Source organism: Streptomyces sp. NPDC085927, from assembly GCF_044540975.1.
Taxonomy (GTDB): Bacteria; Actinomycetota; Actinomycetes; order Streptomycetales; family Streptomycetaceae; genus Streptomyces; species Streptomyces hirsutus.
Genome location: NZ_JBITSN010000017.1, coordinates 129,622 through 153,329, shown reverse-complemented (window position 1 = coordinate 153,329; position 23,708 = coordinate 129,622). Strand labels below are relative to the sequence as shown.

General features: G+C 70.0%; 21 protein-coding genes and 5 tRNA genes. 16 read left to right on the top strand and 10 right to left on the bottom strand.

The features are described from left to right. Window positions 1–4: 4 nt before the first annotated feature. Window positions 5–613 carry a YceI family protein gene (locus tag ACIF80_RS32270; protein ID WP_399811131.1) on the bottom strand — a complete coding sequence of 203 codons (609 nt, stop codon included), beginning with the start codon at window positions 611–613 and terminating at the stop codon, window positions 5–7. 697 nt (window positions 614–1,310) lie between these two features. Here ACIF80_RS32270 and ACIF80_RS32265 point away from each other — a divergent pair. After that, the gene (locus ACIF80_RS32265; RefSeq protein WP_399811129.1) at window positions 1,311–2,894 is read left to right on the top strand and encodes an acyl-CoA carboxylase subunit beta; all 1,584 of its coding nucleotides are present in this window, start codon (window positions 1,311–1,313) and stop codon (window positions 2,892–2,894) included. Window positions 2,895–2,981: 87 nt separating this feature from the next. After that, window positions 2,982–3,176, top strand: a complete 195-nt coding sequence (locus ACIF80_RS32260; protein WP_399811127.1) for an acyl-CoA carboxylase subunit epsilon — start codon at window positions 2,982–2,984, stop codon at window positions 3,174–3,176. Window positions 3,177–3,351: 175 nt separating this feature from the next. Here ACIF80_RS32260 and ACIF80_RS32255 read toward each other — a convergent pair whose 3' ends face one another. From ACIF80_RS32255 to ACIF80_RS32220, 8 genes are all read right to left on the bottom strand, one after another. Next, on the bottom strand, window positions 3,352–3,933 hold the full coding sequence (locus tag ACIF80_RS32255) for an ATP/GTP-binding protein (RefSeq protein WP_055625732.1): 582 nt from the start codon (window positions 3,931–3,933) through the stop codon (window positions 3,352–3,354). After that, on the bottom strand, window positions 3,914–4,486 hold the full coding sequence (locus tag ACIF80_RS32250) for a DUF742 domain-containing protein (RefSeq protein WP_399811125.1): 573 nt from the start codon (window positions 4,484–4,486) through the stop codon (window positions 3,914–3,916). The genes ACIF80_RS32255 and ACIF80_RS32250 overlap by 20 nt, the downstream gene beginning before the upstream one ends. Window positions 4,487–4,580: 94 nt before the next feature. Beyond that, entirely contained in the window at window positions 4,581–4,994 is a 414-nt protein-coding gene (locus tag ACIF80_RS32245; RefSeq protein ID WP_042168317.1) for a roadblock/LC7 domain-containing protein, read from the bottom strand. A 10-nt stretch (window positions 4,995–5,004) separates the two neighbouring features. Further along, window positions 5,005–8,343 carry a nitrate- and nitrite sensing domain-containing protein gene (locus tag ACIF80_RS32240; protein ID WP_399811123.1) on the bottom strand — a complete coding sequence of 1,113 codons (3,339 nt, stop codon included), beginning with the start codon at window positions 8,341–8,343 and terminating at the stop codon, window positions 5,005–5,007. 375 nt (window positions 8,344–8,718) lie between these two features. After that, window positions 8,719–9,309: an ATP/GTP-binding protein gene (locus tag ACIF80_RS32235; protein WP_055605268.1), complete on the bottom strand. Its 591-nt coding sequence runs from the start codon at window positions 9,307–9,309 to the stop codon at window positions 8,719–8,721. Further along, complete coding sequence (locus tag ACIF80_RS32230; protein ID WP_399811121.1) at window positions 9,290–9,685, bottom strand: DUF742 domain-containing protein; 396 nt, start codon at window positions 9,683–9,685, stop codon at window positions 9,290–9,292. The genes ACIF80_RS32235 and ACIF80_RS32230 overlap by 20 nt, the downstream gene beginning before the upstream one ends. Window positions 9,686–9,796: 111 nt before the next feature. Further along, window positions 9,797–10,210: a roadblock/LC7 domain-containing protein gene (locus tag ACIF80_RS32225; protein ID WP_005479910.1), complete on the bottom strand. Its 414-nt coding sequence runs from the start codon at window positions 10,208–10,210 to the stop codon at window positions 9,797–9,799. 9 nt (window positions 10,211–10,219) lie between these two features. Next, window positions 10,220–14,071 (bottom strand): nitrate- and nitrite sensing domain-containing protein, encoded by a 3,852-nt coding sequence (locus tag ACIF80_RS32220; RefSeq protein WP_399811118.1) that lies wholly within the window; start codon window positions 14,069–14,071, stop codon window positions 10,220–10,222. 609 nt (window positions 14,072–14,680) lie between these two features. Here ACIF80_RS32220 and ACIF80_RS32215 point away from each other — a divergent pair. The 10 genes from ACIF80_RS32215 to ACIF80_RS32170 all read left to right on the top strand — a co-directional run bounded on the left by ACIF80_RS32215 (window position 14,681) and on the right by ACIF80_RS32170 (window position 19,302). Further along, complete coding sequence (locus ACIF80_RS32215) at window positions 14,681–14,872, top strand: hypothetical protein (protein ID WP_399811193.1); 192 nt, start codon at window positions 14,681–14,683, stop codon at window positions 14,870–14,872. A gap of 307 nt (window positions 14,873–15,179) precedes the next feature. Continuing rightward, a complete protein-coding gene (locus tag ACIF80_RS32210) occupies window positions 15,180–15,965 on the top strand; it encodes a fumarylacetoacetate hydrolase family protein (protein WP_399811115.1) in 786 nt (261 codons plus the stop codon). Further along, window positions 15,958–17,487, top strand: coding sequence for a glutamate--tRNA ligase (gene gltX / locus ACIF80_RS32205; RefSeq protein ID WP_399811113.1), 1,530 nt, complete (start codon window positions 15,958–15,960; stop codon window positions 17,485–17,487). The genes ACIF80_RS32210 and gltX overlap by 8 nt, the downstream gene beginning before the upstream one ends. Before the next feature lie 129 nt (window positions 17,488–17,616). Beyond that, a complete protein-coding gene (locus ACIF80_RS32200) occupies window positions 17,617–18,348 on the top strand; it encodes an HAD family hydrolase (protein ID WP_399811110.1) in 732 nt (243 codons plus the stop codon). 91 nt (window positions 18,349–18,439) lie between these two features. Next, window positions 18,440–18,511 (top strand) — tRNA-Gln (locus ACIF80_RS32195). 40 nt (window positions 18,512–18,551) lie between these two features. Continuing rightward, window positions 18,552–18,624: transfer RNA gene (locus ACIF80_RS32190), tRNA-Glu, on the top strand. Between the two features lie 85 nt (window positions 18,625–18,709). Continuing rightward, a tRNA-Glu gene (locus tag ACIF80_RS32185) sits at window positions 18,710–18,782 on the top strand. A 21-nt stretch (window positions 18,783–18,803) separates the two neighbouring features. Continuing rightward, a tRNA-Gln gene (locus ACIF80_RS32180) sits at window positions 18,804–18,875 on the top strand. A gap of 28 nt (window positions 18,876–18,903) precedes the next feature. Then, window positions 18,904–18,976 (top strand) — tRNA-Glu (locus tag ACIF80_RS32175). A 134-nt stretch (window positions 18,977–19,110) separates the two neighbouring features. Further along, window positions 19,111–19,302 carry a hypothetical protein gene (locus ACIF80_RS32170; RefSeq protein ID WP_399811107.1) on the top strand — a complete coding sequence of 64 codons (192 nt, stop codon included), beginning with the start codon at window positions 19,111–19,113 and terminating at the stop codon, window positions 19,300–19,302. A gap of 168 nt (window positions 19,303–19,470) precedes the next feature. Here the strand turns inward: ACIF80_RS32170 and ndgR are convergent, their stop codons facing one another. Then, window positions 19,471–20,184, bottom strand: coding sequence for an IclR family transcriptional regulator NdgR (gene ndgR / locus ACIF80_RS32165; protein ID WP_055572410.1), 714 nt, complete (start codon window positions 20,182–20,184; stop codon window positions 19,471–19,473). A 202-nt stretch (window positions 20,185–20,386) separates the two neighbouring features. On the opposite strand from ndgR, the gene leuC reads away from it, so the two are divergent. From leuC to ACIF80_RS32145, 4 genes are all read left to right on the top strand, one after another. Continuing rightward, window positions 20,387–21,817, top strand: a complete 1,431-nt coding sequence (leuC, locus tag ACIF80_RS32160; RefSeq protein ID WP_399811104.1) for a 3-isopropylmalate dehydratase large subunit — start codon at window positions 20,387–20,389, stop codon at window positions 21,815–21,817. A gap of 2 nt (window positions 21,818–21,819) precedes the next feature. Further along, window positions 21,820–22,422, top strand: a complete 603-nt coding sequence (leuD, locus tag ACIF80_RS32155; protein ID WP_399811101.1) for a 3-isopropylmalate dehydratase small subunit — start codon at window positions 21,820–21,822, stop codon at window positions 22,420–22,422. A gap of 265 nt (window positions 22,423–22,687) precedes the next feature. After that, entirely contained in the window at window positions 22,688–22,918 is a 231-nt protein-coding gene (locus tag ACIF80_RS32150) for a hypothetical protein (protein WP_399811098.1), read from the top strand. A 136-nt stretch (window positions 22,919–23,054) separates the two neighbouring features. Beyond that, on the top strand, window positions 23,055–23,681 hold the full coding sequence (locus tag ACIF80_RS32145) for an HU family DNA-binding protein (protein WP_399811096.1): 627 nt from the start codon (window positions 23,055–23,057) through the stop codon (window positions 23,679–23,681). The last annotated feature ends 27 nt before the right edge of the window (window positions 23,682–23,708 follow it).

The following is a 23,708-nucleotide window of genomic DNA, read 5'->3' as shown; positions in this document are numbered from 1 at the left end:
CGGCTCAGGCGTTCTTGATCGCCGAGATGTCGAAGTTCAGCTTGATCTTGTCGGAGACCAGGACGCCACCCGTCTCCAGCGCCGCGTTCCAGGTCAGGCCCCACTCGGAGCGCAGGATCTCGGCCTTGCCCTCGAAGCCCACGCGCTCGTTGCCGAAGGGGTCCTTGGCGGCGCCGTTGAACTCCAGGTCGATGGTGAGGGGCTTGGTGGTGCCGAGGATCGTCAGGTCACCGGTGATGCGGTAGTCGTCGCCGCCCAGAGCCTCCGTCTTGGTGGAGCGGAAGGTCATCTTCGGGAACTCCTCGATCTTGAAGAAGTCCGCGCTCTTCAGGTGACCGTCACGGTCGGCGCTGCCGGTCTCGATGCTGGCCATCTCCACGTCGAGGGTGGCGGTGGAGTTGGACGGGTCGGAGCCGTCCAGGTGCAGAGTGCCGGTGAACTCCTGGAAGCTGCCCTTGACGTTGGTGACCATCGCGTGCCGGGCCACGAAACCGAGGGTGGTGTGCGAGGGGTCGATCGTGTAGTCGCCGGACAGGGCGGCCAGGTCCGGGTTCACGGGGGCCGGGGCGGTCGTGGTGGCGGTCGCGTCGTTCTTGCGGCTGAAGATGCCCATGATGTGTTCCTCCTGGGGACGGGGGAGATCGGATGATCCCGTTGAATGTTCAATCACTTCAACGAGACTCACTGTAGAGGCATTCCCTTTAAAGTTCAACATCTTTGGTGGAGTGGTGCGCGTGGACCGGTCGAACGGGTGGGGCGGTCGAACGGGTTGGGCGGGACGGGTCCCGTCGGCGGGAGGTGTCGGCGGGAGGGTCCGCTCGGTCGACCGTACCGAAGACGGTTCCCCCGGGTCGCCCACTTCCACGCCCCGCACCGACTCGTTTCCGTCGCGGCCCGACCGACCCCGACCGACCTCGACCGCCTCCGATCGACCCTGAGGGGCCCGTGGAACCCGCGAGCCGTACCGCTACCCTCTGCGGTGCGGGCCGACCCGAACGGGTGAACCCCGGGAGAGCATCTGGGATCGACCGGGTGCGAGGGTGCGGGAGAGGCTGTCGGCCCGGTGAAATCGCCGGACGCCGGGCGCCGGATCCGCCGGGTGCGGCACCCGCGGGGAGTCCGCGCGGCGCATGACTGTGAGGGGCGTCTCAGTCCCGGAGTTTGTCGGACTCCTACAACGCGCACGCCCTCTGGGCAGTCGGAACGCCTGCACGCCGCCACGGTTCTGTTCGGTCGTACCAGGAAAACGGCCCCGAGACTGTGAGGAGTCGACGGCTCGCATTCCCGGGTGAACTTCGTAAGGTCGCATCATGACCGTTTTGGATGACGCACCGGGTGAGCCGGCCGACGCGCGCGGACGTGTTGCCGAACTGCACGAGATCCGTGCGCAGGCACTGGCCGGCCCGAGCGAGAAGGCGACCCGGGCGCAGCACGCCAAGGGCAAGCTGACCGCCCGGGAGCGCATCGAACTGCTGCTGGACCCGGGGTCCTTCCGCGAGGTCGAGCAGTTGCGCCGGCACCGCGCGACCGGCTTCGGTCTGGAGACCAAGAAGCCGTACACCGACGGTGTGATCACCGGCTGGGGCACCGTGGACGGCCGCACGGTCTTCGTCTACGCCCACGACTTCCGGATCTTCGGCGGCGCGCTGGGCGAGGCCCACGCCACCAAGATCCACAAGATCATGGACATGGCCATCGCGGCGGGTGCGCCGCTGGTCTCCCTCAACGACGGTGCGGGCGCCCGGATCCAGGAGGGCGTCTCGGCGCTCGCCGGCTACGGCGGCATCTTCCAGCGCAACACCCGCGCCTCCGGTGTCATCCCGCAGATCAGCGTGATGCTCGGCCCGTGCGCGGGTGGCGCGGCCTACAGCCCCGCCCTCACCGACTTCGTGTTCATGGTCCGCGAGACGTCGCAGATGTTCATCACCGGACCGGACGTCGTCAAGGCGGTCACCGGTGAGGAGATCAGCCAGAACGGCCTGGGCGGCGCGGACGTGCACGCCGAGACCAGCGGCGTCTGCCACTTCGCCTACGACGACGAGGAGACGTGCATCGCCGAGGTGCGCTACCTCCTCTCGCTGCTCCCGCAGAACAACCGCGAGAACCCCCCGAGGGCCGAGAGCACCGATGCGGCCGAGCGTCGCAGCGACGTCCTGCTCGACCTGGTTCCGGCCGACGGCAACCGCCCGTACGACATGACCAAGGTCATCGAGGAGATCGTCGACGACGGCGAGTACCTCGAGGTCCACGAGCGCTGGGCGCGGAACATCATCTGCGCACTGGCCCGGATGGACGGCCAGGTCGTCGGCATCGTCGCCAACCAGCCCCAGGCGCTGGCCGGCGTGCTGGACATCGAGGCGTCCGAGAAGGCCGCCCGCTTCGTCCAGATGTGCGACGCCTTCAACATCCCGATCCTCACCTTCCTGGACGTCCCCGGATTCCTCCCGGGCGTCGACCAGGAGCACGGCGGCATCATCCGCCACGGCGCCAAGCTCCTCTACGCCTACTGCAACGCGACCGTGCCCAGGATCTCGCTGATCCTGCGCAAGGCGTACGGCGGCGCGTACATCGTCATGGACAGCCAGTCCATCGGCGCCGACCTCACCTACGCCTGGCCGACCAACGAGATCGCCGTGATGGGCGCGGAGGGCGCGGCCAACGTCATCTTCCGCCGCCAGATCGCCGACGCCGAGGACCCGGACGCCATGCGGGCGCGCATGGTCAAGGAGTACAAGTCCGAGCTGATGCACCCCTACTACGCGGCCGAACGCGGTCTGGTCGACGACGTCATCGACCCCGCCGAGACCCGCGAGGTGCTGATCCGCTCCCTGACGATGCTGCAGACCAAGCACGCCGATCTGCCCTCCCGCAAGCACGGCAACCCGCCGCAGTAGCCGACCGATCGAAGCAGTCCGCCCCGGCAACCCGGCGGACCCCTCGCGGCAATCCCGCGGACCTCTCTCCCAGGGAGACTGACACCCATGAGCACACCTGACATCCGCGTCGAGAAGGGCCACGCCGGGCCCGAGGAAGTCGCCGCCATCACCGCGATCCTCCTCGCCCGCGCCGCCGCCCGCCCCGCCCACGACGCCCCGGCCCGCTCCGGCCGCGCCAGGGCCGGCTGGCGCCGCCTCGAGCGCGAGCCCGGCTTCCGCGCCCCGCACAGCTGGCACTGAGCCCGCAGCACGCCCTGAAGGGGCCCACCCACCAGGGCGGGCCCCTTCACGCGTCCGCCCGCCGACGGGGCAGCACCACGAACAGACGGGGCAGTACCACGAACAGGGGAACGCCCCCTCCGGACCGGAGGGGGCGTTCCCCTGTTCGTTCGACCGTACGGTCCGGCCGCCTCGGCTACCGGAGGCGTGCCATGAGGGCGTGTTCGACCAGGGTGATCAGCGCGCTCTTGGCGTCGGAGCGGTGGCGGGCGTCGGTGGTGATGATCGGGGCGTCGGGCCCGATCTGCAGTGCCTCACGCACCTCTTCGGGCTGGTACGGCTGCTGTCCGTCGAAGCCGTTGAGGGCGACGACGAACGGCAGTCCGCTGTTCTCGAAGTAGTCGACGGCCGGGAAGCAGTCCGCCAGCCGGCGGGTGTCCACCAGGACGATCGCGCCGATGGCGCCGCGTACCAGGTCGTCCCACATGAACCAGAAGCGGTCCTGGCCGGGTGTACCGAAGAGGTACAGGATCAGGTCCTGGTCCAGGGTGATACGGCCGAAGTCCATGGCCACCGTCGTGGTGGTCTTGTCCCCGGTGTGGGTGAGGTCGTCGATGCCCGCTGAAGCGGACGTCATGACGGCCTCGGTACGCAGCGGGTTGATCTCCGAGACAGCACCGACGAACGTGGTCTTGCCCACGCCGAAGCCGCCCGCCACCACGATCTTCGCGGAGGTGGTGGAGCGGGAAGGACCGCCGCTAGAGCTTGCGAAGTCCACTGAGCACCCTTTCGAGCAGTGTCACGTCTGGCTGGCCGCCGGCGCTCTCGTCGCCGCCGGGCTGATGGATGGCGACCAGTCCTGCCTCCGCCAAGTCGGCGACGAGAATCCTGGCCACGCCGAGAGGGATGGTCAGCAGGGCCGAGATCTCGGCCACCGACTTGATCTCCCGGCAGAGGTGGCAGATCCGCTGATGCTCGGGCAACTGGCCCTGCATCTGGTGCGGCTGCGCGGTGGTGTGCACCAGTGCCTCGATGGCGAGCTGGTACCGCGGCCTGGTACGGCCGCCCGTCATCGCGTACGGGCGCACCAGGGGATTGTTCGACGCCCCGGCGGGCGACGGCTCCGGGGCGCGGCGCTGCGGCTGCACGGGCTGGATGTGCGGCGCATGCGGCTGCTCGTACGGCGAGGGGCCGGGGCCCTGAGGCGCGTACGGCCGGCCGTGGTTCGGCGGAGAGGGGTAGCCGTACCGGTTCTGGGAACCGTCGTTCTGACCCTGTGCGGGGTCGTACGACCAGTTGCCCGTAGACGATCCGCCTGGTGGTGTAGCCACTTTCTCCTCCTCCGGCTGTGCCTGGCACCCATCATGTGGAAGCCGCGTCCCGAAACCTTACGGCCCCGGGACGCGAAACCGCACCGTCCGTTTGTCAGTTGAGCAGGCTCCCCTGAAGCTCCGCGCGAAGGTCCGGGGTCAGGACCGTACCGGCGCGGTCGACCAGGAGGGCCATTTCGTACCCAATGAGACCGATGTCCGCATCGGGATGTGCGAGAACGGCGAGTGAGGAACCGTCGGAAATGGACATGAGGAACAGGAATCCCCGCTCCATCTCCACAACGGTCTGGTTCACGCTGCCGCCCTCGAAGATCCGGGAGGCGCCTGCGGTCAGCGACGTCAGCCCGGAGGCCACGGCCGCGAGCTGGTCCGCGCGGTCGCGGGGAAATCCTTCGGACATCGCCAGAAGGAGTCCGTCGGCGGAGACCACCACCGTGTGGGACACCCCCGGGGTGTTGTCCACGAAGTTGGTGATCAACCAGTTCAGGTTCTGTGCCGCCTGGCTCATCGGGCTCACACTAACGCTCCTGGTTGTAGGTGCTGTCAGGCCCACTGCGGTGATTCCCAGTGGCCTGGCCGTTCGTTTCACTGCCTGCGTTGCGGCCCTGTTGGACGCCGCGCCGCAGGTTGCTCAGCCTGCCTCGGATGTCTTCCGGGGCGCGGGAGACCTGGGGGCCTCCCTGAGGGGTGGTTTCGGCGGCGCCCTCGACCAGGTTGGCCTTGGGAACACGTCGCGGCAGCCCGGATGAGGTCACCCCGCCCGCCTTGGGCCTCCGCAGCGAGGACGCCTGCTGCCAGCGCTCGTCGTTCGCCGAACGCCAGGAGCTGTCGCCGTCGCCCTGCTGGGCCGGAACCGAGGCGGCCGCGGGAGCCGTGGACTCCTGGTCCGCGCGCCGCTTCTCACCGGCGCCGCCCGTGGAGGCTCCACGGCGCGGAAGCCCGGCGTCGGTCAGCTCGTGGGGGGCGGAGTGGGCCGGACCCGGACGGCTGAAGCCTACGCTGTCCTGCGCCGTTGCGTCAGCGGCCGGTGCGGGCTCCGCCTCCGGGGACGCCGCGGGGTACTGCGCCGGGTAACCGTTCTGGTAGCCGTCCTGCTGCGGCCAGTCGTCCTGCGGACGCTGCTCGCCGAAGCCCGGGAACGCCCCGGGGCCGGCCGGGCCGCCCGTCGTCCGATCGTCCTGGGCCGGCTCCGCGTAGGAGCCGCCCGGGTAACCGCCGTTCGACGAGAAGGAGTCGTTCTGCGGCAGGTGGGTGCCGGGTGCGTAGTACGAGTCGTCGTACGACGGTTGCTGCTGTCCTTCGTACTGCGGCTGCTGCCCGTTGCCGTACGCCTGCTGGTCGAAACCGGCCTGCTCCTGCTGCGGGTAGCCGGTCGGTGCGCCCTCGAAGTTCCGGGCGTCACCGGCACCCTGGCCGTCGCCGTAACCCTGCGGGGCGGCGGCGAACCCGTCGGGGTAGGCGGCCTGCTCGGAGCCGTTGCGGTCACCGGACGCCTGCGGGTCGGACAGCGCGGGCGGCTGGCTCTGCGGGTCCAGGGCCGCCCGTCGCTCCCCGCGCATCAGCGAACGGCCGACCGGGTCCAGGTCGCGGACGTCGTCCGGGACCTCGTAGCGGCTGTCGTCGAAGCCGAGTTCCGCCGCCGTGCGCAGCGGCTGCTGCTGCTGCTGGCTGAAGTCCTCGCCCGGGTAGGTGTTCTGCTCCGGGATGATCTGGGAGACCGTGAACTCGTCGCGGTCGGGCTGCGTCTCGCCACCGCCACCATGGGTGATCGCGTCCGGCAGCATGACCAGCGAGGTCGTACCGGCCTGCTCGCCCGAGGGGCGCAGCTGGACCCGGATGCCGTGCCGGTCGGACAGCCGGCCGACCACGAACAGGCCCATGCGCTGCGAGATCGCGGCGTCCACGGTCGGCGGGTTGGCCAGCTTGTGGTTGATGTCCGCGAAGTCCTCGGCGGTCAGGCCGATGCCCTTGTCGTGGATCTCGATCATCACGCGGCCGTCGGGAAGACGGGTCGCGGTGACACGGACCTTGGTCTGCGGGGAGGAGAACGTGGTCGCGTTCTCAAGGAGCTCGGCCAGCAGGTGCACGAGGTCGGTCACCGCGCGGCCGTGGATCTCGGCCTCGGGGACGCCGGACAGCTCGATGCGCTCGTACTGCTCCACCTCGGAGGAGGCGGCGCGGATCACGTCGACCAGCGGGACCGGCTGGTCCCAGCGGCGGCCCGGCTCCTCGCCGGCGAGGACGAGGAGGTTCTCGCCGTTGCGGCGCATACGGGTGGCCAGGTGGTCCAGCTTGAAGAGGTGCTCCAGCTGGTCCGGGTCGGCCTCGTTGTTCTCCAGGCCGGTGAGCAGGGTCAGCTGGCCCTCGATCAGCGACTGGTTGCGGCGCGAGAGGTTGGTGAAGATCGCGTTGATGTTGCCCCGCAGCAGAGCCTGCTCGGAGGCGAGCCGCACGGCCTCGCGGTGGACCTGGTCGAAGGCGCGGGCGACCTCGCCGATCTCGTCCGTGGAGTTGATCGGGATCGGGGCGACCCGGGTGTCGACCCGGCCGGGGTCGGTACGGGAGAGCTGGTCGACCAGCATCGGCAGGCGCTGCTCGGCGATGCCGAAGGCGGCGTTGCGCAGCTGGCGCATGGAGCGGCTCATCTGGCGGGCCACCATGCCGGCCAGGACGAACGCGGCGAGCAGGGCGATCACGACGGCGCCACCGGTGATGAAGGCGTCGCGCTGAGCGTCACCGGCGATGGCGGAGGCCTCGTCCACTGCGGAGTCGGCGAGGTCCGACTCGATCTCGCGGTAGCCGTCGAACTTGAGGGTGTTGACCGCCCAGTAGTTCTCGACGGTGATGCCGCGGCCGGCCATCTCGGTGCGGGCGGCCGGATCCGTGGTGCCGAGCCGCGCGACCTCCGAGATCAACGTGACCGGGTTCTCGGGCGGCGGCACGTAGTCCGGGTCCGAGGCGGCCTTCTCCTTGGCCAGTTCCGCGCCGTCGGCCTTTATCTCCTGCTCGAGCTGCTTCAGCCTGGCGGTGTCGGCCTCGGTGCCGCCGCCGAGGTACTCCTGGACGGCGATGTTCTCGAGGTAGGCGTAGGACGAGAGCGCGACCCGCTGGCTGGCGAGCTGGCTGTCGGTGGGGCCGGGCTTCACCAGCAGGTGCGTACCGATGGACCGCTGGAGCGACAGGGCCGCTTTGCTCAACGAGATCGCGTAGACCGTACGGCCGTAGCTGGTGACGTTGCCGGTGCCCAGGCCGAGTTCGTTGGCGAACTGCATCAGCGGGTTGGCTATCTGGACGTAGCCCTCTTCGGTCTCCACACCCTTGAGCTTGGAGGTGTACGCGGCCTGGCGCAGCGGTGTGAGCTTGGGCTCCGCCGCACGCAGCAGTTCCAGCCGGCGCTCCAGGCCACCCTTGGCGGGCATGGACTGGGCCGCCACGTCGAAGTCGTCGGCGGCCTTGTCCGTCGCGGCACGTGCCTTGACGACGGTCGGGTCGTCCTGGCCCTTGCCCTGCAGCAGCGGGGCCGCGGTGAGGTCCCGCTCGAGGTAGAGGGCGTCGGCGTAGACGAGGGAGGCCCGCACCAGACGCGCGGTGTTCTCCGCGTCCTCGGCCTCCTGCCAGGTGTCGATCGAACCCTTCACCTGGAAGCCGCCCATGACCAGACCGACCAGCACGGGTATGAGCAGGATCGCGTTCAGCCTGGTGGCCACCCGCCAGTTGCGGGGGGAGAAACGGCCGCCGCTCGGGGCGGACGCGGCCGTCGGTTCCACGTCGTGCACGGGGGTGGGAGCCGCTGCGCGCGGCGGCGGGGTGAAGTTGCCCCGGGCCGACGGCTCGGGACTGTTCGTGCTTCGCCTCACTCGACCAACAACCTCTCAGCGGTCGGCACCAACATTGTGCCGCAGTGTCTCAGAGCCCGGCGTGCCAACGACTGCTGAGTGCGTCTTTGACCAATGGGCAGTCCAGGCATTCCAGCATGTCCACCAGTCCACTTCCAAACAGCGGAAGGGAAGGTTCCGGCGTGATGTAAGCCGCAGATAAAACGGTCAAAAAGAATGAGCCCCGTCAAAAGACGGGGCGGTCGTGCGCACAGTGGCACCGCTCGAACGCGTCGCGTGTCGGCCCTGGCTGATTCCTCTGCCGAAACGTTATGAACACCGGGGCCGGCCGTGTCCAAGGACACAACCGGCTCCGGTTCGTCTACGACAACTGCTGTATGCCGTGGTTGCCTTCGGCTACCGGAGGCGTGCCATGAGGGCGTGTTCGACCAGAGTGATCAGCGCGCTCTTGGCGTCGGAGCGGTGGCGGGCGTCGGTGGTGATGATCGGGGCGTCGGGCCCGATCTGCAGTGCCTCACGCACCTCTTCGGGCTGGTACGGCTGCTGTCCGTCGAAGCCGTTGAGGGCGACGACGAACGGCAGTCCGCTGTTCTCGAAGTAGTCGACGGCCGGGAAGCAGTCCGCCAGCCGGCGGGTGTCCACCAGCACGACCGCGCCGATGGCGCCGCGTACCAGGTCGTCCCACATGAACCAGAAGCGGTCCTGGCCGGGTGTACCGAAGAGGTACAGGATCAGGTCCTGGTCCAGGGTGATACGGCCGAAGTCCATGGCCACCGTCGTGGTGGTCTTGTCCCCGGTGTGGGTGAGGTCGTCGATGCCCGCTGAAGCGGATGTCATGACGGCCTCGGTACGCAGCGGGTTGATCTCCGAGACAGCACCGACGAACGTGGTCTTGCCCACGCCGAAGCCTCCCGCCACCACGATCTTCGCGGAGGTGGTGGAGCGGTTCTCGGAAACCGTCCCGCCGCTAGAGCTTGCGAAGTCCACTGAGCACCCTTTCGAGCAGTGTCACGTCCGGTGCGCCGGTGGACTCGTCGCCACCCGGCTGATGGATGGCCACGAGACCCGCTTCCGCGAGGTCCGCCACCAGGATCCGGGCCACGCCCAGCGGCATGTTCAGGAGCGCCGAGACCTCGGCGACCGACTTCACCTCACGGGTCAGGTAGCAGATGCGCTGGTGCTCCGGGAGGAGCCCCATGAGCGCTGCCGGATCGGCCGTCGTGCTGATCAGCGCCTCGATGGCCAGCTGATAGCGCGGCCTGGTCCGGCCACCGGTCATCGCATAGGGACGTACCAGTGGCTGATCGCCCTCGTCCTCGTACGGTTCCGCGTACGGATCATGAGAAGCGGTGGGCGGGGTCATGGGTCCTCCGGGCGGGACAGCAAGTCGGTCGGTCAAGCCGTCTGACGGGGCCGGTGGGGGGATTGTGGCGGCCGGACGGTGATTTGGTGAGACGGGTGGTGCCGGGGCCGGTCAGTGGAGCAGACTTCCCTGTAGCTCGGCGCGCAGGTCCGGAGTGAGGACCGCCCCCGCGCGGTCGACCAGGAGCGCCATCTCATAGCCGACGAGACCGATGTCGCACTCGGGGTGGGCCAGGACGGCCAGGGACGAGCCGTCCGAGACGGACATGAGGAAGAGGAAACCCCGCTCCATCTCGACGACCGTCTGTGCGACGTCGCCGCCTTCGAAGATGCGGGAGGCGCCGGCGGTCAGGGAGGTCAGTCCCGACGCCACGGCTGCGAGCTGGTCCGCGCGGTCGCGCGGAAAGCCCTCCGACATCGCCAGGAGGAGTCCGTCGGCGGACACGACGACGGTGTGGGACACCCCGGGGGTGTTGTCCACGAAGTTGGTGATCAACCAGTTGAGGTTCTGTGCCGCCTGGCTCATCGGGCTCAACTAACGCTCCTGCTGGTGAGTGGGTCGGGGGAAGCTGCCGGTCTGGGACGACGAACCGGCCTGACGACCCTGTGCGATACCTCGACGGAGATTGGTCAGCCGGCCGCGCACGTCATCGGGTGCACGGGAGACCTGCGGACCACTCTGGTGGGACTGCTGCTGAGCCGTGCCCGGGACGAGATTCGCCTTGGGCACCCGGCGTGGCAGGCCGGATGTGGTGACGCCGCCCGCGGCCGGCTGCCGGACGCGTTCGGCCTGCCGGACCAGCTCGTCGTTGGGCGAACTGCGCCAGGTGGCAGCGGCCCGCTGCGGGCCGGTCGGCCCCTGCGGCTGCTGCGGTGACTGTTGCTGCGGCTGCTGTGCCGGAGCCGGGGGATTGCCCTGCTCCTCCTGCGCACCATGGAACCAGTTGGTTTCCAGGGTGTCGTACAGCGGGGTGCGCCCGTCGCCGGGACCGGACGCCGGCGGCAGTGCCCAGGCGTCGCTCTGCCCGCGGCCGTTGTCGGGCCGCTGCGGGGCGGGCGCCTGGCCCGGCTGGGTACGGTCCGGCCGCTGCTGCGGGGCCGGAGGACGCCGGTTGCCGAGGCCGGGTTCCTGCGCCCCGTTCGTCTGCGGACGCTCGAACTGGCCGGTGGAGGCCGGGTCCGCGTGGTGGGGCCGCTCCGGGGCGGGGTACCGCGCGGGAGCGCCGTCGCCCTGGCCCGGGTACTGACCGGTGGGACCGTTGCCGTACGAGCCGTTGCCGTAGGACCCGGTGTCGTAGCCCTGCGGGGCCGGGAACTGGCCGGTGTGGGACGGGTTCTGCCCGGTGCCCTGACCGTTGTTGCCCTGGCCGTTGTAACGGTCCGCCGGGGCGCCGTAGAGGTCGCCGCGGACGAACTGGCCGGTGTCCTGGGGGCCGTTCGCGCCCGGGCCGCCGTACTGGCCGGTGTGCTGCGGGGCGCCGGCACCGGGAGCGCCGTGGCCCTGCCGGTCGTCGAACCGGGGCATCTCGGACGTGGCGCCGGCACCGTACTGGTCGTCGAACCGCGGCATGGCGTTCGTCCGGGCGGCGTCCGGCTCGTCGTGGCCGCGCGGGGCGTCCAGCGGAGCCCGGGGTACCGGCGGCTGGGCGTTCTCGTCGCTCCAGCTGGGCACCCGCTGCTGCTGGTCGCCGCCGGGCAGCTCCGCGCGCGGACCGTTGCCGCGCGGGGGCAGCTGCGGACGACGGCCGCGCTCGGCGTTGCCCTTGTCCCGCTGCTGGGGCACGTCACCCCGGCCACCGCCGAACAGGTCCTGGCCCTGCGCACCGCCCTGACCCGCGGACTGCATCCCCTGCGGGGCACCCGGGGCCTGACCGCCGTAGCCGGCACCCGCGCCGGCCGGGGCCTGACGGCCCTGCGGCGGAGCGGAGGGGGCGCCGCCCTGCTCGAACAGCGACGGAGCGGACGACCTGCCCGGCTGGCCCTGCGGACCGCGCGCCCCGCCCGGGGCACCCGGCCGGCCCTGGCCGTCCCGGCCGGGCAGTGCGGCCCGCGGACCCTGGCCGGCGGCGAGCCGGCCACCGCCGGGCGCACCGGCGCCGAGAGCACCGCCACCGGACTGACCGCCACCGGCGGACCGGCGGGCCGCCGCGGCACCGGCCGCGGCCTGCGCGGCGGCGGGACCGCCGCCGAGACCCGGCTGACCGGGCTTGCCCTGGGGCTTCTTGCCGCCCTGGGCGACATCGACGGGCAGCATGACCAGCGCGGTCGTACCGCCGGAGTCGGACGGGCGGAGCTGGATCCGGATGCCGTGCCGCTGCGACAGCCGGCCGACCACGAACAGACCCATGCGGCGGGAGACGGAGACGTCCACGGTGGGCGGCGAGGCGAGCCGCTCGTTGATCGCCGCCAGGTCCTCCGGGGACAGACCGATACCGGTGTCGTGGATCTCGATCAGCACCCGGCCGTCGGGCAGCGCGTGACCGGTGACCTTGACCTTGGTCTGCGGGGAGGAGAACGAGGTCGCGTTCTCCAGCAGCTCGGCGAGCAGGTGGACGAGGTCGTTGACGACCCGGCCGGCCACTTCGGTGGTCGGCACGGCGGACAGTTCGATGCGCTCGTACTGCTCCACCTCGGACGCGGCGGCACGGAGCACGTCGACCAGCGGGACCGGGCGGGTCCACCGTCGTCCGGGCTCCTCACCCGCGAGAACCAGCAGGTTCTCACCGTTCCGGCGCATACGGGTGGCGAGGTGGTCCAGCTTGAACAGCGAGGACAGCTGGTCCGGGTCGGCCTCGCGGGACTCCAGTTCGGAGATCAGCGACAGCTGGCGCTGGATCAGGCCCTGGGAGCGGCGCGAGAGGTTGGTGAACATCGCGTTGACGTTGCCCCGCAGCAGGGCCTGCTCGGCGGCGAGGCGGACCGCCTCGCGGTGCACGTCGTCGAAGGCCGCGGCCACACGGCCGATCTCGTCCCGGGAGTGCACACCCACCGACTCCACGGACGTGTCGACGTCCTGCGGGTCGGACTCGGACAGCTGCTTGACCAGCTCGGGCAGACGTTCCTGGGCGACCTTGGTCGCGGTGTCCTCGAGGCGGCGCAGCGAGCGGATCATGGAGCGGGCCACGACGAAGGCGCCGACCAGCGAGACACCGAGCACGATCAGGATGACCACACCGGAGACGATCGCGTCGCGCTCGGTGGCGCTGCGCAGCTCGCGGGCCTTCTGTTCCATCTCCTCGAGCAGCTGGAGCTCGATGTTCTTCATCTGCTGGATCTTGGTGGAGCTGTCGTCCAGCCAGTCGCGGTAGGACCGCTTGCCCATCGACTCCAGGCCGTCGGCCGACACCAGGGCACGGCCCGCGAACTTGTCGGTGGCCTGGATCGTGTCGTTGCCGTCCTCGACGGGCGCCAGCAGCTCGGTGGCCGGGTCGTCGCCGTAGATGCTCTTGAAGCTGCGCACCTCGGACTTCTGGCTCTCCAGCGCCGACTCGGCGTAGAGCCGGTCGTTCTCGGCGAGCTCGCCGAAGCTGGTGTTGTTGGCGGGCAGTGCCGCCGCGAGGACCGCGCGCTGGATCGACGCGTACTCCTTGGCGGCGGAGAAGGCCCCCAGGGCGCGGGTGCGCTGGATCATCTCGGAGTTGCTGGTCGCCTCGGCCATGTCCTGGGAGAGGTCGATCAGGTTCTCGATCAGACGGTGGTACGCCTCGACGGTCTGGGTGGAGTTGCCCTCCGCCACATAGGCCCTGTTGCGGATCTTCTCGAGGTCGCCCAGGTCGCCGGCGAGCTGGACCAGGTTGTCGCGGACACCGGTGAGATTGCCGTCCCGGCTGGCGTTGTTGATCTCCTCGGAGCTGTCGAGGAAGTTCTTCCGGGCGCGGTCGGTCTTCTCGCGGTGGCCCTTGACCCCGAAGTCGGTGGCCTTGCCGCCGTGCGCCAGCGGGCCGGCCGACTGGTCGCGCTCCTCCTGGAGCGCGGCGGCGAGCTCGGTGGCCTCCTGGGTCATGTCCGTCAGCAGCTTCATGTTGTCGAGCTGCTGGATGTCGTCCATCGACTGGTTGATACGCAGACCGCCCAGCGAGGTGGCCGCGACCACCGGGAGCGCGAGCAGCGACACCAGTCGGGTGGAGATCCGCCAGTTGCGCAGGGCCATGCGCGACCCCGGGCCGGGAGGGCTCTTCGGGGGCTTCGGCGCGCCGGCGGGAGCGCCCTCCGGTCCCGCGGACGTGGACCCGGGGCGGCCGGGCCGGTCTCCGCCCTCACCGTTGGCCGACGGACCCTGGTTCTGGTTCTGGGCGTGCTGGGGCGAGGAGCCGACGGCCATGGGGCCATTCCCGCCGTGCTCCGGCTCCGCCGAAGCGCTGCCATCCCTCTTGAAACGTCCCTGCACTAGCGTCGCAACCTCTGGACCAGGCGCCCCTCCGCGCAAACGGCGGGACACGGTGTCGGCGTCATAGGGGCGCCCTGAATACGCCCCCGTGGTGGTCGTGAGTGACCGGCGCGGGTTCCCCCTTGACCACCGCCACGACGGCGCTTTCGTGCGCCCCCTGTGCGCCGGATCGGAATCTGCGGCGGTCGCTGGAATTCCAGCACAGTGCGGGATCTCCCAACAAGGGCCATGGGCTATGCCGTGACTTACATGACACCGCGTGAGGGGCGGGTCACCCGGCGTAGAAATGGATCTCGAACAAAGGGGGCGAACGAGGGTGATTCCATCGGGTCGATCCGGTGTCCCAGTCGCGATGATCAGGAGCGGAATGATGGGTTCAGGAGGCCAATGTCCGTTTCGAGGGAGTGGATCACCAGTCCGGATTGATGTGCTTTGGCCGTCGATTCGTGAGCAAACTCACACGCGCATCCCGGCCTCCGGCGGCGGTCGGCGGGGAATCGCATGTTTAGCCTGACGCTTTACAGCGATGGCAAAACAGACAACCCGCGCCCGACGAGTGGTCCCCGGACCCCGCCGGGCGCCCGTGAACAGGACAGGGTCGAGTAAACAGTGAAGACGACGACGATGTTCCACAAGATCGCCAACCCGCGACGCACGACGCTGGCGCACCTCGACGGCGCCGCCGAACTGCAGACGCCGGTCCACCAGGAGCACACCGTCGAACTCCCGGCCCAGACTGCCAATCCCAGGCGCACCATCCTCATGGAGATCCCGGTCGCGGCCGTCGCCGCGCATCAGTAGGCCTGTCGCCGGCACCCTTTCGGTACCGGCACCGACTGGTACGGGCACCGGCCCCGAAATGCTCAAGGGCTCCGGAGACGTCCACAGCGGCCCGGAGCGGCCGGACTGGCCCCGCGGCGTCCCCTCCCCAGGGGGCGCCGCTCTTTGCTGCACCCGCTCGCCGCGCCCGGCCGATGCACGGCGAGCACGTCGAGTGCGTCGAGCGCCAGGGGGCGGTACGCGGGTCGATGCGCGAGGCACGCACCCCCTGCCGCGTTAGCCTGGAGCGTCAGACTCCAGCCAGCTCAGTCAAGGGGCCAAGCATCCCGTGCGCATCGCCAGATTCTCCATCGACGGGAACGTCGCCTTCGGCGCGGTCGAGGGTGACCAGCAGGACGAGCTCGTCCTGGACATCATCAAGGGCATCCCGTTCACGGACTTCGAACTCTCCGGCACCAAGGTCCCGGTGAGCAAGGTCAGGATGCTGCCCCCGGTGCTCCCCAACAAGGTGGTCGCCTTCGGCCGCAACTACGCGGAGCACGCCAAGGAGATGGGCAACGAGGTGCCCGACGCCCCGTTCGCCTTCTTCAAGCCCGCCACCTCGGTGATCGGCCCCGGTGACGAGATCCAGTACCCCTCCTTCTCCCAGGAGGTGCACCACGAGGCCGAACTGGCCGTGGTGATCGGCCGGCTCTGCCGCGAGGTCCCGCGCGAGCGCGTCAAGGACGTGATCTTCGGCTACACCTGCGCCAACGACGTCACCGCCCGCGACGTCCAGCGGCGCGAGAGGCAGTGGGCGCGCGCCAAGGGCTTCGACACCTCCTGCCCCCTCGGCCCCTGGGTGGAGACGGACCTGGACCTGGCCGCCGCCTCGGACCTCACCCTCCAGCTCACGGTCAACGGCGAACAGCGCCAGCTCGCCCGCACCAGCGAAATGGTCCACTCCATCGAGGACCTGATCGTCAACATCTCCGAGGCGATGACGCTGCTGCCCGGCGACGTGATCCTCACGGGCACCCCGGCCGGCGTCGGCCCCCTCAACGTCGGCGACGAGGTCGCCGTCACCATCGAAGGCATCGGCACTCTCACCAACAAGGTTGTCAAGCGTGGCTAGCGCAGCAGGTTCCCCCGCCCCCTCCCCCAAGGCCTCGACCACGCTCGGACAGGGGGTGCCCCCACGCGTCCGTTTCTGCCCGTCGCCCACCGGCAACCCCCACGTGGGCCTGGTCCGCACGGCCCTGTTCAACTGGGCGTTCGCCAAGCACCACGGCGGCACCCTGGTCTTCCGCATCGAGGACACCGATGCGGCCCGCGACTCCGAGGAGTCGTACCAGCAGCTCCTCGACGCCATGCGCTGGCTCGGCTTCGACTGGGACGAGGGCCCCGAGGTCGGCGGCCCGCACGCGCCGTACCGCCAGTCCCAGCGCATGGACATCTACGCCGACGTCGCCGGCAAGCTCCTGGACGCCGGCCACGCCTACCGCTGCTACTGCTCCCAGGAGGAGCTGGACACCCGCCGCGAGGCCGCCCGCGCCGCCGGCAAGCCCTCCGGGTACGACGGCCACTGCCGCGAGCTGACCGACGCCCAGGTCGAGGAGTACAAGGCCCAGGGCCGCGAGCCGATCGTCCGCTTCCGGATGCCCGACGAGACGATCACCTTCACCGACCTGGTCCGCGGCGAGCTGACCTTCACCCCGGAGAACGTCCCGGACTACGGCATCGTGCGCGCCAACGGCGCCCCGCTGTACACCCTGGTCAACCCGGTCGACGACGCCCTGATGGAGATCACCCACGTCCTGCGCGGCGAGGACCTGCTCTCCTCCACCCCGCGCCAGGTCGCGCTGTACAAGGCGCTGACCGAGCTCGGCATCGCGAAGCGGACCCCGGCCTTCGGCCACCTGCCGTACGTGATGGGCGAGGGCAACAAGAAGCTCTCCAAGCGCGACCCCCAGGCCTCGCTCAACCTCTACCGCGAGCGCGGCTTCCTCCCCGAGGGCCTGCTCAACTACCTCTCCCTGCTCGGCTGGTCGCTCTCCGCCGACCAGGACATCTTCACGATCGAGGAGATGGTCGCGGCCTTCGACGTCAGCGACGTCAACCCCAACCCGGCCCGCTTCGACCTCAAGAAGTGCGAGGCGATCAACGCCGACCACATCCGCCTGCTCGACGTGAAGGACTTCACCGAGCGCTGCGCGCCCTGGCTGCAGGCCCCCCACGCCCCCTGGGCCCCGGAGGCCTTCGACGAGGCCAAGTGGCAGGCCATCGCCCCGCACGCCCAGACCCGTCTGAAGGTGCTGTCGGAGATCACGGACAACGTCGACTTCCTGTTCCTGCCGGAGCCGGTCTTCGACGAGGCCTCCTGGGCCAAGGCGATGAAGGAGGGCTCCGACGCCCTGCTGCGCACCGCCCGCGAGAAGCTGGACACGGCCGACTGGACGTCTCCCGAGTCCCTGAAGGAGGCCGTCCTGGCCGCCGGCGAGGCCCACGGCCTCAAGCTCGGCAAGGCACAGGCCCCGGTCCGCGTCGCCGTCACCGGCCGCACGGTCGGCCTGCCCCTCTTCGAGTCCCTCGAGGTCCTGGGCAAGGAGACGACACTGGCCCGCATCGACGCGGCCCTGGCGAAGCTCGCCGCGTAGTCCCACGGAGCGGCCGCACGGAGCGGCCGCACGGAGCGGCCGTACCGCGCCCGTGCGGCGCCACGGCGAGGGGCGGCACCCGGAAGGACGGGGTGCCGCCCCTCGGCCGTTGTCGGTACCGTCGGTCCCATGGCGATCCGAGCAGTTGTCTGGGACGTGGACGACACCCTCTTCGACTACACCTCCGCCGACCGCGAAGGGATGCGGGCGTATCTCCTCGCCGAGGAACTGCTCGCCCGGTACGCCTCCGTGGAGGAGGCGCTGGCGCACTGGCGGGAGGTGACCGACGTGCAGTGGGCCCGGTTCGCCGCCGGTGAGGTCGACTTCGAGACCCAGCGCCGCGACCGCATCCGGGTCTTCCTGGAGCGTGAGCTGACCGACACCGAGGCCGACGACTGGTTCGGGCGCTATCTGGTGCACTACGAGGCCGCCTGGTCCCTGTTCCCGGACGTCCTGCCGGTCCTCGACGCGCTCGCCACCAGCCACCGGCACGCGGTGCTGTCCAACTCCAGCCTCCACGTCCAGGACCCCAAGCTGCGCGCCCTCGGCGTCCACGACCGTTTCGAGGTCATCCTGTGCGCCGCCGAGCTGGGGGTGTCCAAGCCCGAGGCCGGCGCTTTCCTGGCGGCCTGCGAGGCCCTGGCGCTGCCGCCCGACCAGGTCGCGTACGTGGGTGACCATCCGGAGATCGACGGCCGGGGCGCCGCGGAGGCCGGGCTGCTGTCGGTGTGGATCGACCGCGGCGGGGCGTACGCGACCGCCGAGCCGCCCGTCGGGCCGCGCAGGATCGTCTCCCTCGGCGAACTCCCCGCACTCCTCGGCGCGGATACCCGTTTTGGAGCCCGGTCCGGCATCGGGTAATGTTCTTCCTGCGCCGCGGGGGTCCGGGCCGGAAGGTCAAAGCCCTCAAGCGCACAGCTAGAACAAGAACCCTTAGGGGCTTGCGTTCCAGTGGCCTATGGTGTAATTGGCAGCACGACTGATTCTGGTTCAGTTAGTCTTGGTTCGAGTCCAGGTAGGCCAGCTCGCAGAGCTCATCTGCAAAGCGCGGATCTCATCCGCGAGCCCCCGTTGTGTAGCGGCCTAGCACGCTGCCCTCTCAAGGCAGTAGCGCCGGTTCGAATCCGGTCGGGGGTACAGATCCATCCCGCGAGGGCGACCGGGTAGCTCCCACGCCCTCACGGTGACATCACCCGGCTCCGGCCGGGTGAGGATCGCTAGGGCCCCCGTTGTGTAGCGGCCTAGCACGCCGCCCTCTCAAGGCGGTAGCGCCGGTTCGAATCCGGTCGGGGGTACTGACTGGTCTAAACCATCATTGGTCTATGGTGTAATTGGCAGCACGACTGATTCTGGTTCAGTTAGTCTTGGTTCGAGTCCAGGTAGACCAGCTCGGGCCTGCGGTAACGCAGTGTCCAGGCCCCCGTTGTGTAGCGGCCTAGCACGCCGCCCTCTCAAGGCGGTAGCGCCGGTTCGAATCCGGTCGGGGGTACAGATGGCGAGAGCCCTCCACTTCGGTGGGGGGCTCTCGTCGTTCCGGGAGGTTCGAAGAGCACCGCGGAGGCCACCGCCGGCTCCGCCTGCCCCGCCTGCCCCGCCTGCTCCCTCCCGGAGGCGCGCGTCTCCATGAAGTCGAGCTGCCTGCGCGCCACCTGGTGCTTCAACTCCCCGTACGGCGTCATCGGTTCGGCGTCCCAGGAGCAGCCCGGCCGGTGCGGCGCCGCCACCGGCGAGCGGTACAGGGGGAGAGGGAGGGGCGAGCCGGTGGGCCGTCTCCCGGCCCAGCGGCACCAGCAGCCGGCCCCTCCGTACGCGTGACGACCACACCCGGGTCGTCCTCGTCCGGCTCGGGACCCTGCGCGAGGGGCGGCGGGGAAGGCGATGTCGCAGACGGCGTCCGGCAGCGTGTGAGGGCGGGGGAGGGCCTGCCGCGGCGTTGGGGCGGGCCCGGCCCCCCGGACGGGACGGACGGTCGGACGGTGAGGGTCAGGAGCGGCGCAGCGCCTCGGAGAGACGGGTCGCGGAGTCGATGACGGCCTGGGCGTGCATCCGGCCCGGGTGGCGGGTCAGACGCTCGATGGGCCCCGACACCGAGACGGCGGCCACCACCCGGTTCGACGGGCCGCGCACCGGCGCGGAGACCGAGGCGACGCCGGGCTCGCGCTCGCCGATCGACTGCGCCCAGCCGCGGCGCCGGACACCCGACAGGGCCGTCGCCGTGAAGCGGGCGCCCTGCAGGCCGCGGTGCAGCCGCTCCGGCTCCTCCCAGGCCATCAGGATCTGCGCGGAGGAACCGGCCTTCATCGTGAGCGTGGAGCCGACCGGAACGGTGTCCCGCAGGCCGGACAGCCGCTCCGCCGCGGCCACGCATATACGCATGTCGCCCTGACGGCGGTAGAGCTGGGCGCTCTCGCCGGTGACATCGCGCAGGTGCGTGAGCACCGGGCCCGCCGTGGCGAGCAGCCGGTCCTCGCCGGCCGCCGCGGCCAGCTCGGCCATGCGCGGGCCGAGGATGAACCTGCCCTGCATGTCGCGCGCCACCAGCCGGTGGTGCTCCAGGGCCACGGCCAGGCGGTGGGCCGTGGGTCGTGCCAGTCCGGTGGCACCGACCAACCCCGCGAGGGTGGCCGGACCGGACTCCAGAGCGCTCAGGACGAGGGCTGCCTTGTCCAGAACGCCGACGCCGCTACTGTTGTCCATGCAACGATACTCGCGTCTCACTCTGTGAAACGCAAGTTCAATTTTCCGTAGAACGCGCCACTCTTGACGTACACAGTCATCAACACAATGGCCCGTGAATCACCGGGCCCGGCGGCGACGACCCGGAATCAGGGGTGGGGGCGCCGTCTCCTCAAGGATCTCTAGTTGGGCCGGCGCACCTTTGCCGGCCGGAGGGAAAGCGATGGGTAGGACACTCGCGGAGAAGGTCTGGGACGACCATGTCGTCCGGCGCGCCGAGGGCGAGCCCGACCTCCTCTTCATCGATCTGCACCTGCTGCACGAGGTGACCAGCCCCCAGGCCTTCGACGGCCTCCGCAAGGGCGGCCGCACCGTACGGCGCCTCGACCTCACCATCGCGACCGAGGACCACAACACCCCGACCCTCGACATCGACAAGCCCATCGCCGACCCGGTCTCCCGCATCCAGCTGGAGACGCTGCGGGCGAACTGCGCCGAGTTCGGCGTCCGGCTGCACTCGCTGGGCGACGTCGAGCAGGGCGTCGTGCACGTCGTCGGACCCCAGCTGGGTCTGACCCAGCCCGGCATGACCGTGGTCTGCGGGGACTCGCACACCTCGACGCACGGTGCGTTCGGCGGCCTGGCCTTCGGCATCGGCACCTCCCAGGTCGAGCACGTGCTCGCCACGCAGACGCTGCCGCTGGCCCGCCCGAAGACCATGGCGATCACCGTCGACGGCGAACTGCCCGACGGGGTCACGGCCAAGGACCTGATCCTGGCGGTCATCGCGCGCATCGGCACCGGCGGTGGCCAGGGCTACATCCTGGAGTACCGCGGCGAGGCCATCGAGAAGCTCTCGATGGAGGCCCGCATGACCATCTGCAACATGTCGATCGAGGCCGGCGCCCGCGCGGGCATGATCGCCCCCGACGAGACCACCTTCGCGTACCTCAAGGGGCGTCCGCACGCCCCGCAGGGCGAGGACTGGGACGCGGCCGTCGCCTACTGGAGGACGCTGCGCACCGACGACGACGCCGAGTTCGACGCCGAGGTCGTCATCGACGCCTCCCGGCTGTCCCCGTTCGTCACCTGGGGCACCAACCCGGGCCAGGGCGCGCCCCTGTCGGCAGAGGTCCCCGACCCCGCTTCGTACGAAGACGCCTCGGAGCGCCTCGCCGCCGAAAAGGCCCTGGAGTACATGGGGTTGGAGGCCGGCCAGCCGCTGCGCTCCATCGGCGTGGACACCGTCTTCGTAGGCTCCTGCACCAACGGGCGGATCGAGGACCTGCGCGCCGCCGCGGACATCGTCAAGGGCCGCAAAGTCGCCGACGGCGTACGGATGCTGGTCGTCCCGGGCTCCGCGCGGGTGGGCCTGCAGGCCGTCTCCGAGGGCCTGGACGTGGTCTTCAAGGAGGCCGGCGCCGAATGGCGGCACGCGGGCTGTTCCATGTGCCTGGGCATGAACCCCGACCAGCTCGCCCCCGGTGAACGCTCCGCGTCCACCTCCAACCGCAACTTCGAGGGCCGGCAGGGCAAGGGCGGCCGTACCCACCTGGTGTCCCCGCAGGTCGCCGCCGCCACCGCGGTCCTCGGCCACCTGGCCTCCCCGGCCGACCTCGCCGCCGACACCCGTACGCCCGCTGGAGTCCGATAACCATGGAAGCATTCACCACACACACCGGCCGGGCCGTCCCGCTGCGCCGCAGCAACGTCGACACCGACCAGATCATCCCCGCCCACTGGCTCAAGAAGGTGACGCGGGACGGGTTCGAGGACGGGCTGTTCGAGGCCTGGCGCAAGGATCCGGAGTTCGTGCTCAACCGTCCCGAGCGCGAGGGCGCCACGGTCCTGGTCGCCGGCCCCGACTTCGGCACCGGCTCCTCCCGTGAGCACGCCGTCTGGGCGCTGCAGAACTACGGCTTCAAGACCGTGATCTCCTCCCGCTTCGCCGACATCTTCCGCGGCAACTCGCTGAAGAACGGCCTGCTCACCGTCGTCATCGAGCAGAAGATCGTGGACGCGCTGTGGGAGCTCACCGAGCGGGACCCGCAGGCCGAGATCACCGTCGACCTCGAGACCCGCGAGGTGCGCGCCGAGGGCATCACCGCCGCCTTCGAACTCGACGAGAACTCCCGCTGGCGGCTGCTGAACGGGCTCGACGACATCTCCATCACCCTGCAGAACGAGGCGGACATCGCCACGTACGAGGCGAGGCGCCCGTCGCACAAACCGCGGACGCTCTCGGCGCAGAACGCCTGAGCCGAAGTCCAGTCGGCAGGTCGACTTTCGGCCACCCCCACCCCCTCCCGTACCCCCGATCGGTCCGATCGGGGGTACGGCCGTGTCTGCACCCGTTCGGACCCGCGCGTCCCCTTGAGGCCTTGCAACTTCCCACGTTATGAAGGTGGTTGCCGGGGTACACGTGTCACGTGCGCGTGACCTCGGAATGTGCTCGGACCGCCGTCCGAGGCTGCAGTTGCCCCCTGCGCAGGCGACAACTCGCCCCAGATGGCACAATCTGTGCATGGAACGCGACGGCCAACTCGAGCTCTACACGGAAGTCGCGGTCCGGCTCAAAGAAGCGCATGCAAGCGTGCGCGCACTGCAAGTACCGGAGGGCGTACGGATGGCGCTGACCCGGAAGCTGCTGGTCATTACGGCCGCGGCCAAGCACGATCTCGCCGGTGCGGCAAAGCGGCTGGAGCGGTTCATCGCGGACCTCGACGAGGGCCGATTTCCCGAAGAGGAACGCTGAACCGATCGAGGCGGCCGAGTTCGTTGCGGCACAAGGGTGATAAGCCCGTTTCGTGTTTGATTTGCGGTATATATCTGCCTAACGTGCGAAAACGCTTGAACGGATTCGTTCGGGCGATGTCTCCGAAGGGGAAGACGTGAACAAGGCGCAGCTCGTAGAAGCGATTGCCGACAAGATGGGCGGTCGCCAGCAGGCCGCCGATGCCGTCGACGCGGTCCTGGATGCCATCGTCCGCGCTGTGGTCGCGGGTGACCGGGTCTCGGTCACCGGCTTCGGTTCGTTCGAGAAGGTCGACCGCCCCGCCCGCTACGCCCGCAACCCCCAGACCGGCGAGCGGGTTCGGGTCAAGAAGACGTCGGTGCCGCGCTTCCGTGCGGGCCAGGGCTTCAAGGACCTGGTCAGCGGCTCGAAGAAGCTGCCGCGCGGTGGCGAGGTCGCCGTCAAGAAGGCACCCAAGGGCAGTCTGTCCGGCGGGGCTTCCGCGACGGTGAAGAAGGCCGCCGCCAAGAAGGCCACCGCCAAGAAGGCGACGGCGAAGCGGGCCGCGGGGAAGGCGACCGCGGCCAAGAAGACGACCGCGAAGAAGACGACCGCCAAGAAGGCCACCGGCAAGACGGCCCCGGCCGCCACCAAGACCACCGCCGGGAAGAAGGCGACCGCCAAGAAGGCCCCGGCGAAGAAGGCGACGGCCACGAAGGCGCCCGCCAAGAAGTCGACCGCACGCAAGACCACCGCCAAGAAGACCAGCGCCCGCAAGAAGTAGCGGCAGCGAAGCGGTACTCACGCGCCG

What these genes read in the sequence shown, in the direction of transcription:
- ACIF80_RS32270 (WP_399811131.1), bottom strand. Translation starts at nt 613, where the DNA reads ATGGGCATCTTCAGCCGCAAGAACGACGCGACCGCCACCACGACCGCC.
- ACIF80_RS32265 (WP_399811129.1), top strand. Translation starts at nt 1,311, where the DNA reads ATGACCGTTTTGGATGACGCACCGGGTGAGCCGGCCGACGCGCGCGGA.
- ACIF80_RS32260 (WP_399811127.1), top strand. Translation starts at nt 2,982, where the DNA reads ATGAGCACACCTGACATCCGCGTCGAGAAGGGCCACGCCGGGCCCGAG.
- ACIF80_RS32245 (WP_042168317.1), bottom strand. Translation starts at nt 4,994, where the DNA reads ATGAGCCAGGCGGCACAGAACCTGAACTGGTTGATCACCAACTTCGTG.
- ACIF80_RS32230 (WP_399811121.1), bottom strand. Translation starts at nt 9,685, where the DNA reads ATGACCCCGCCCACCGCTTCTCATGATCCGTACGCGGAACCGTACGAG.
- ACIF80_RS32225 (WP_005479910.1), bottom strand. Translation starts at nt 10,210, where the DNA reads ATGAGCCAGGCGGCACAGAACCTCAACTGGTTGATCACCAACTTCGTG.
- ACIF80_RS32200 (WP_399811110.1), top strand. Translation starts at nt 17,617, where the DNA reads ATGGCGATCCGAGCAGTTGTCTGGGACGTGGACGACACCCTCTTCGAC.
- ACIF80_RS32170 (WP_399811107.1), top strand. Translation starts at nt 19,111, where the DNA reads ATGAAGTCGAGCTGCCTGCGCGCCACCTGGTGCTTCAACTCCCCGTAC.
- ndgR (WP_055572410.1), bottom strand. Translation starts at nt 20,184, where the DNA reads ATGGACAACAGTAGCGGCGTCGGCGTTCTGGACAAGGCAGCCCTCGTC.
- leuC (WP_399811104.1), top strand. Translation starts at nt 20,387, where the DNA reads ATGGGTAGGACACTCGCGGAGAAGGTCTGGGACGACCATGTCGTCCGG.
- leuD (WP_399811101.1), top strand. Translation starts at nt 21,820, where the DNA reads ATGGAAGCATTCACCACACACACCGGCCGGGCCGTCCCGCTGCGCCGC.
- ACIF80_RS32150 (WP_399811098.1), top strand. Translation starts at nt 22,688, where the DNA reads ATGGAACGCGACGGCCAACTCGAGCTCTACACGGAAGTCGCGGTCCGG.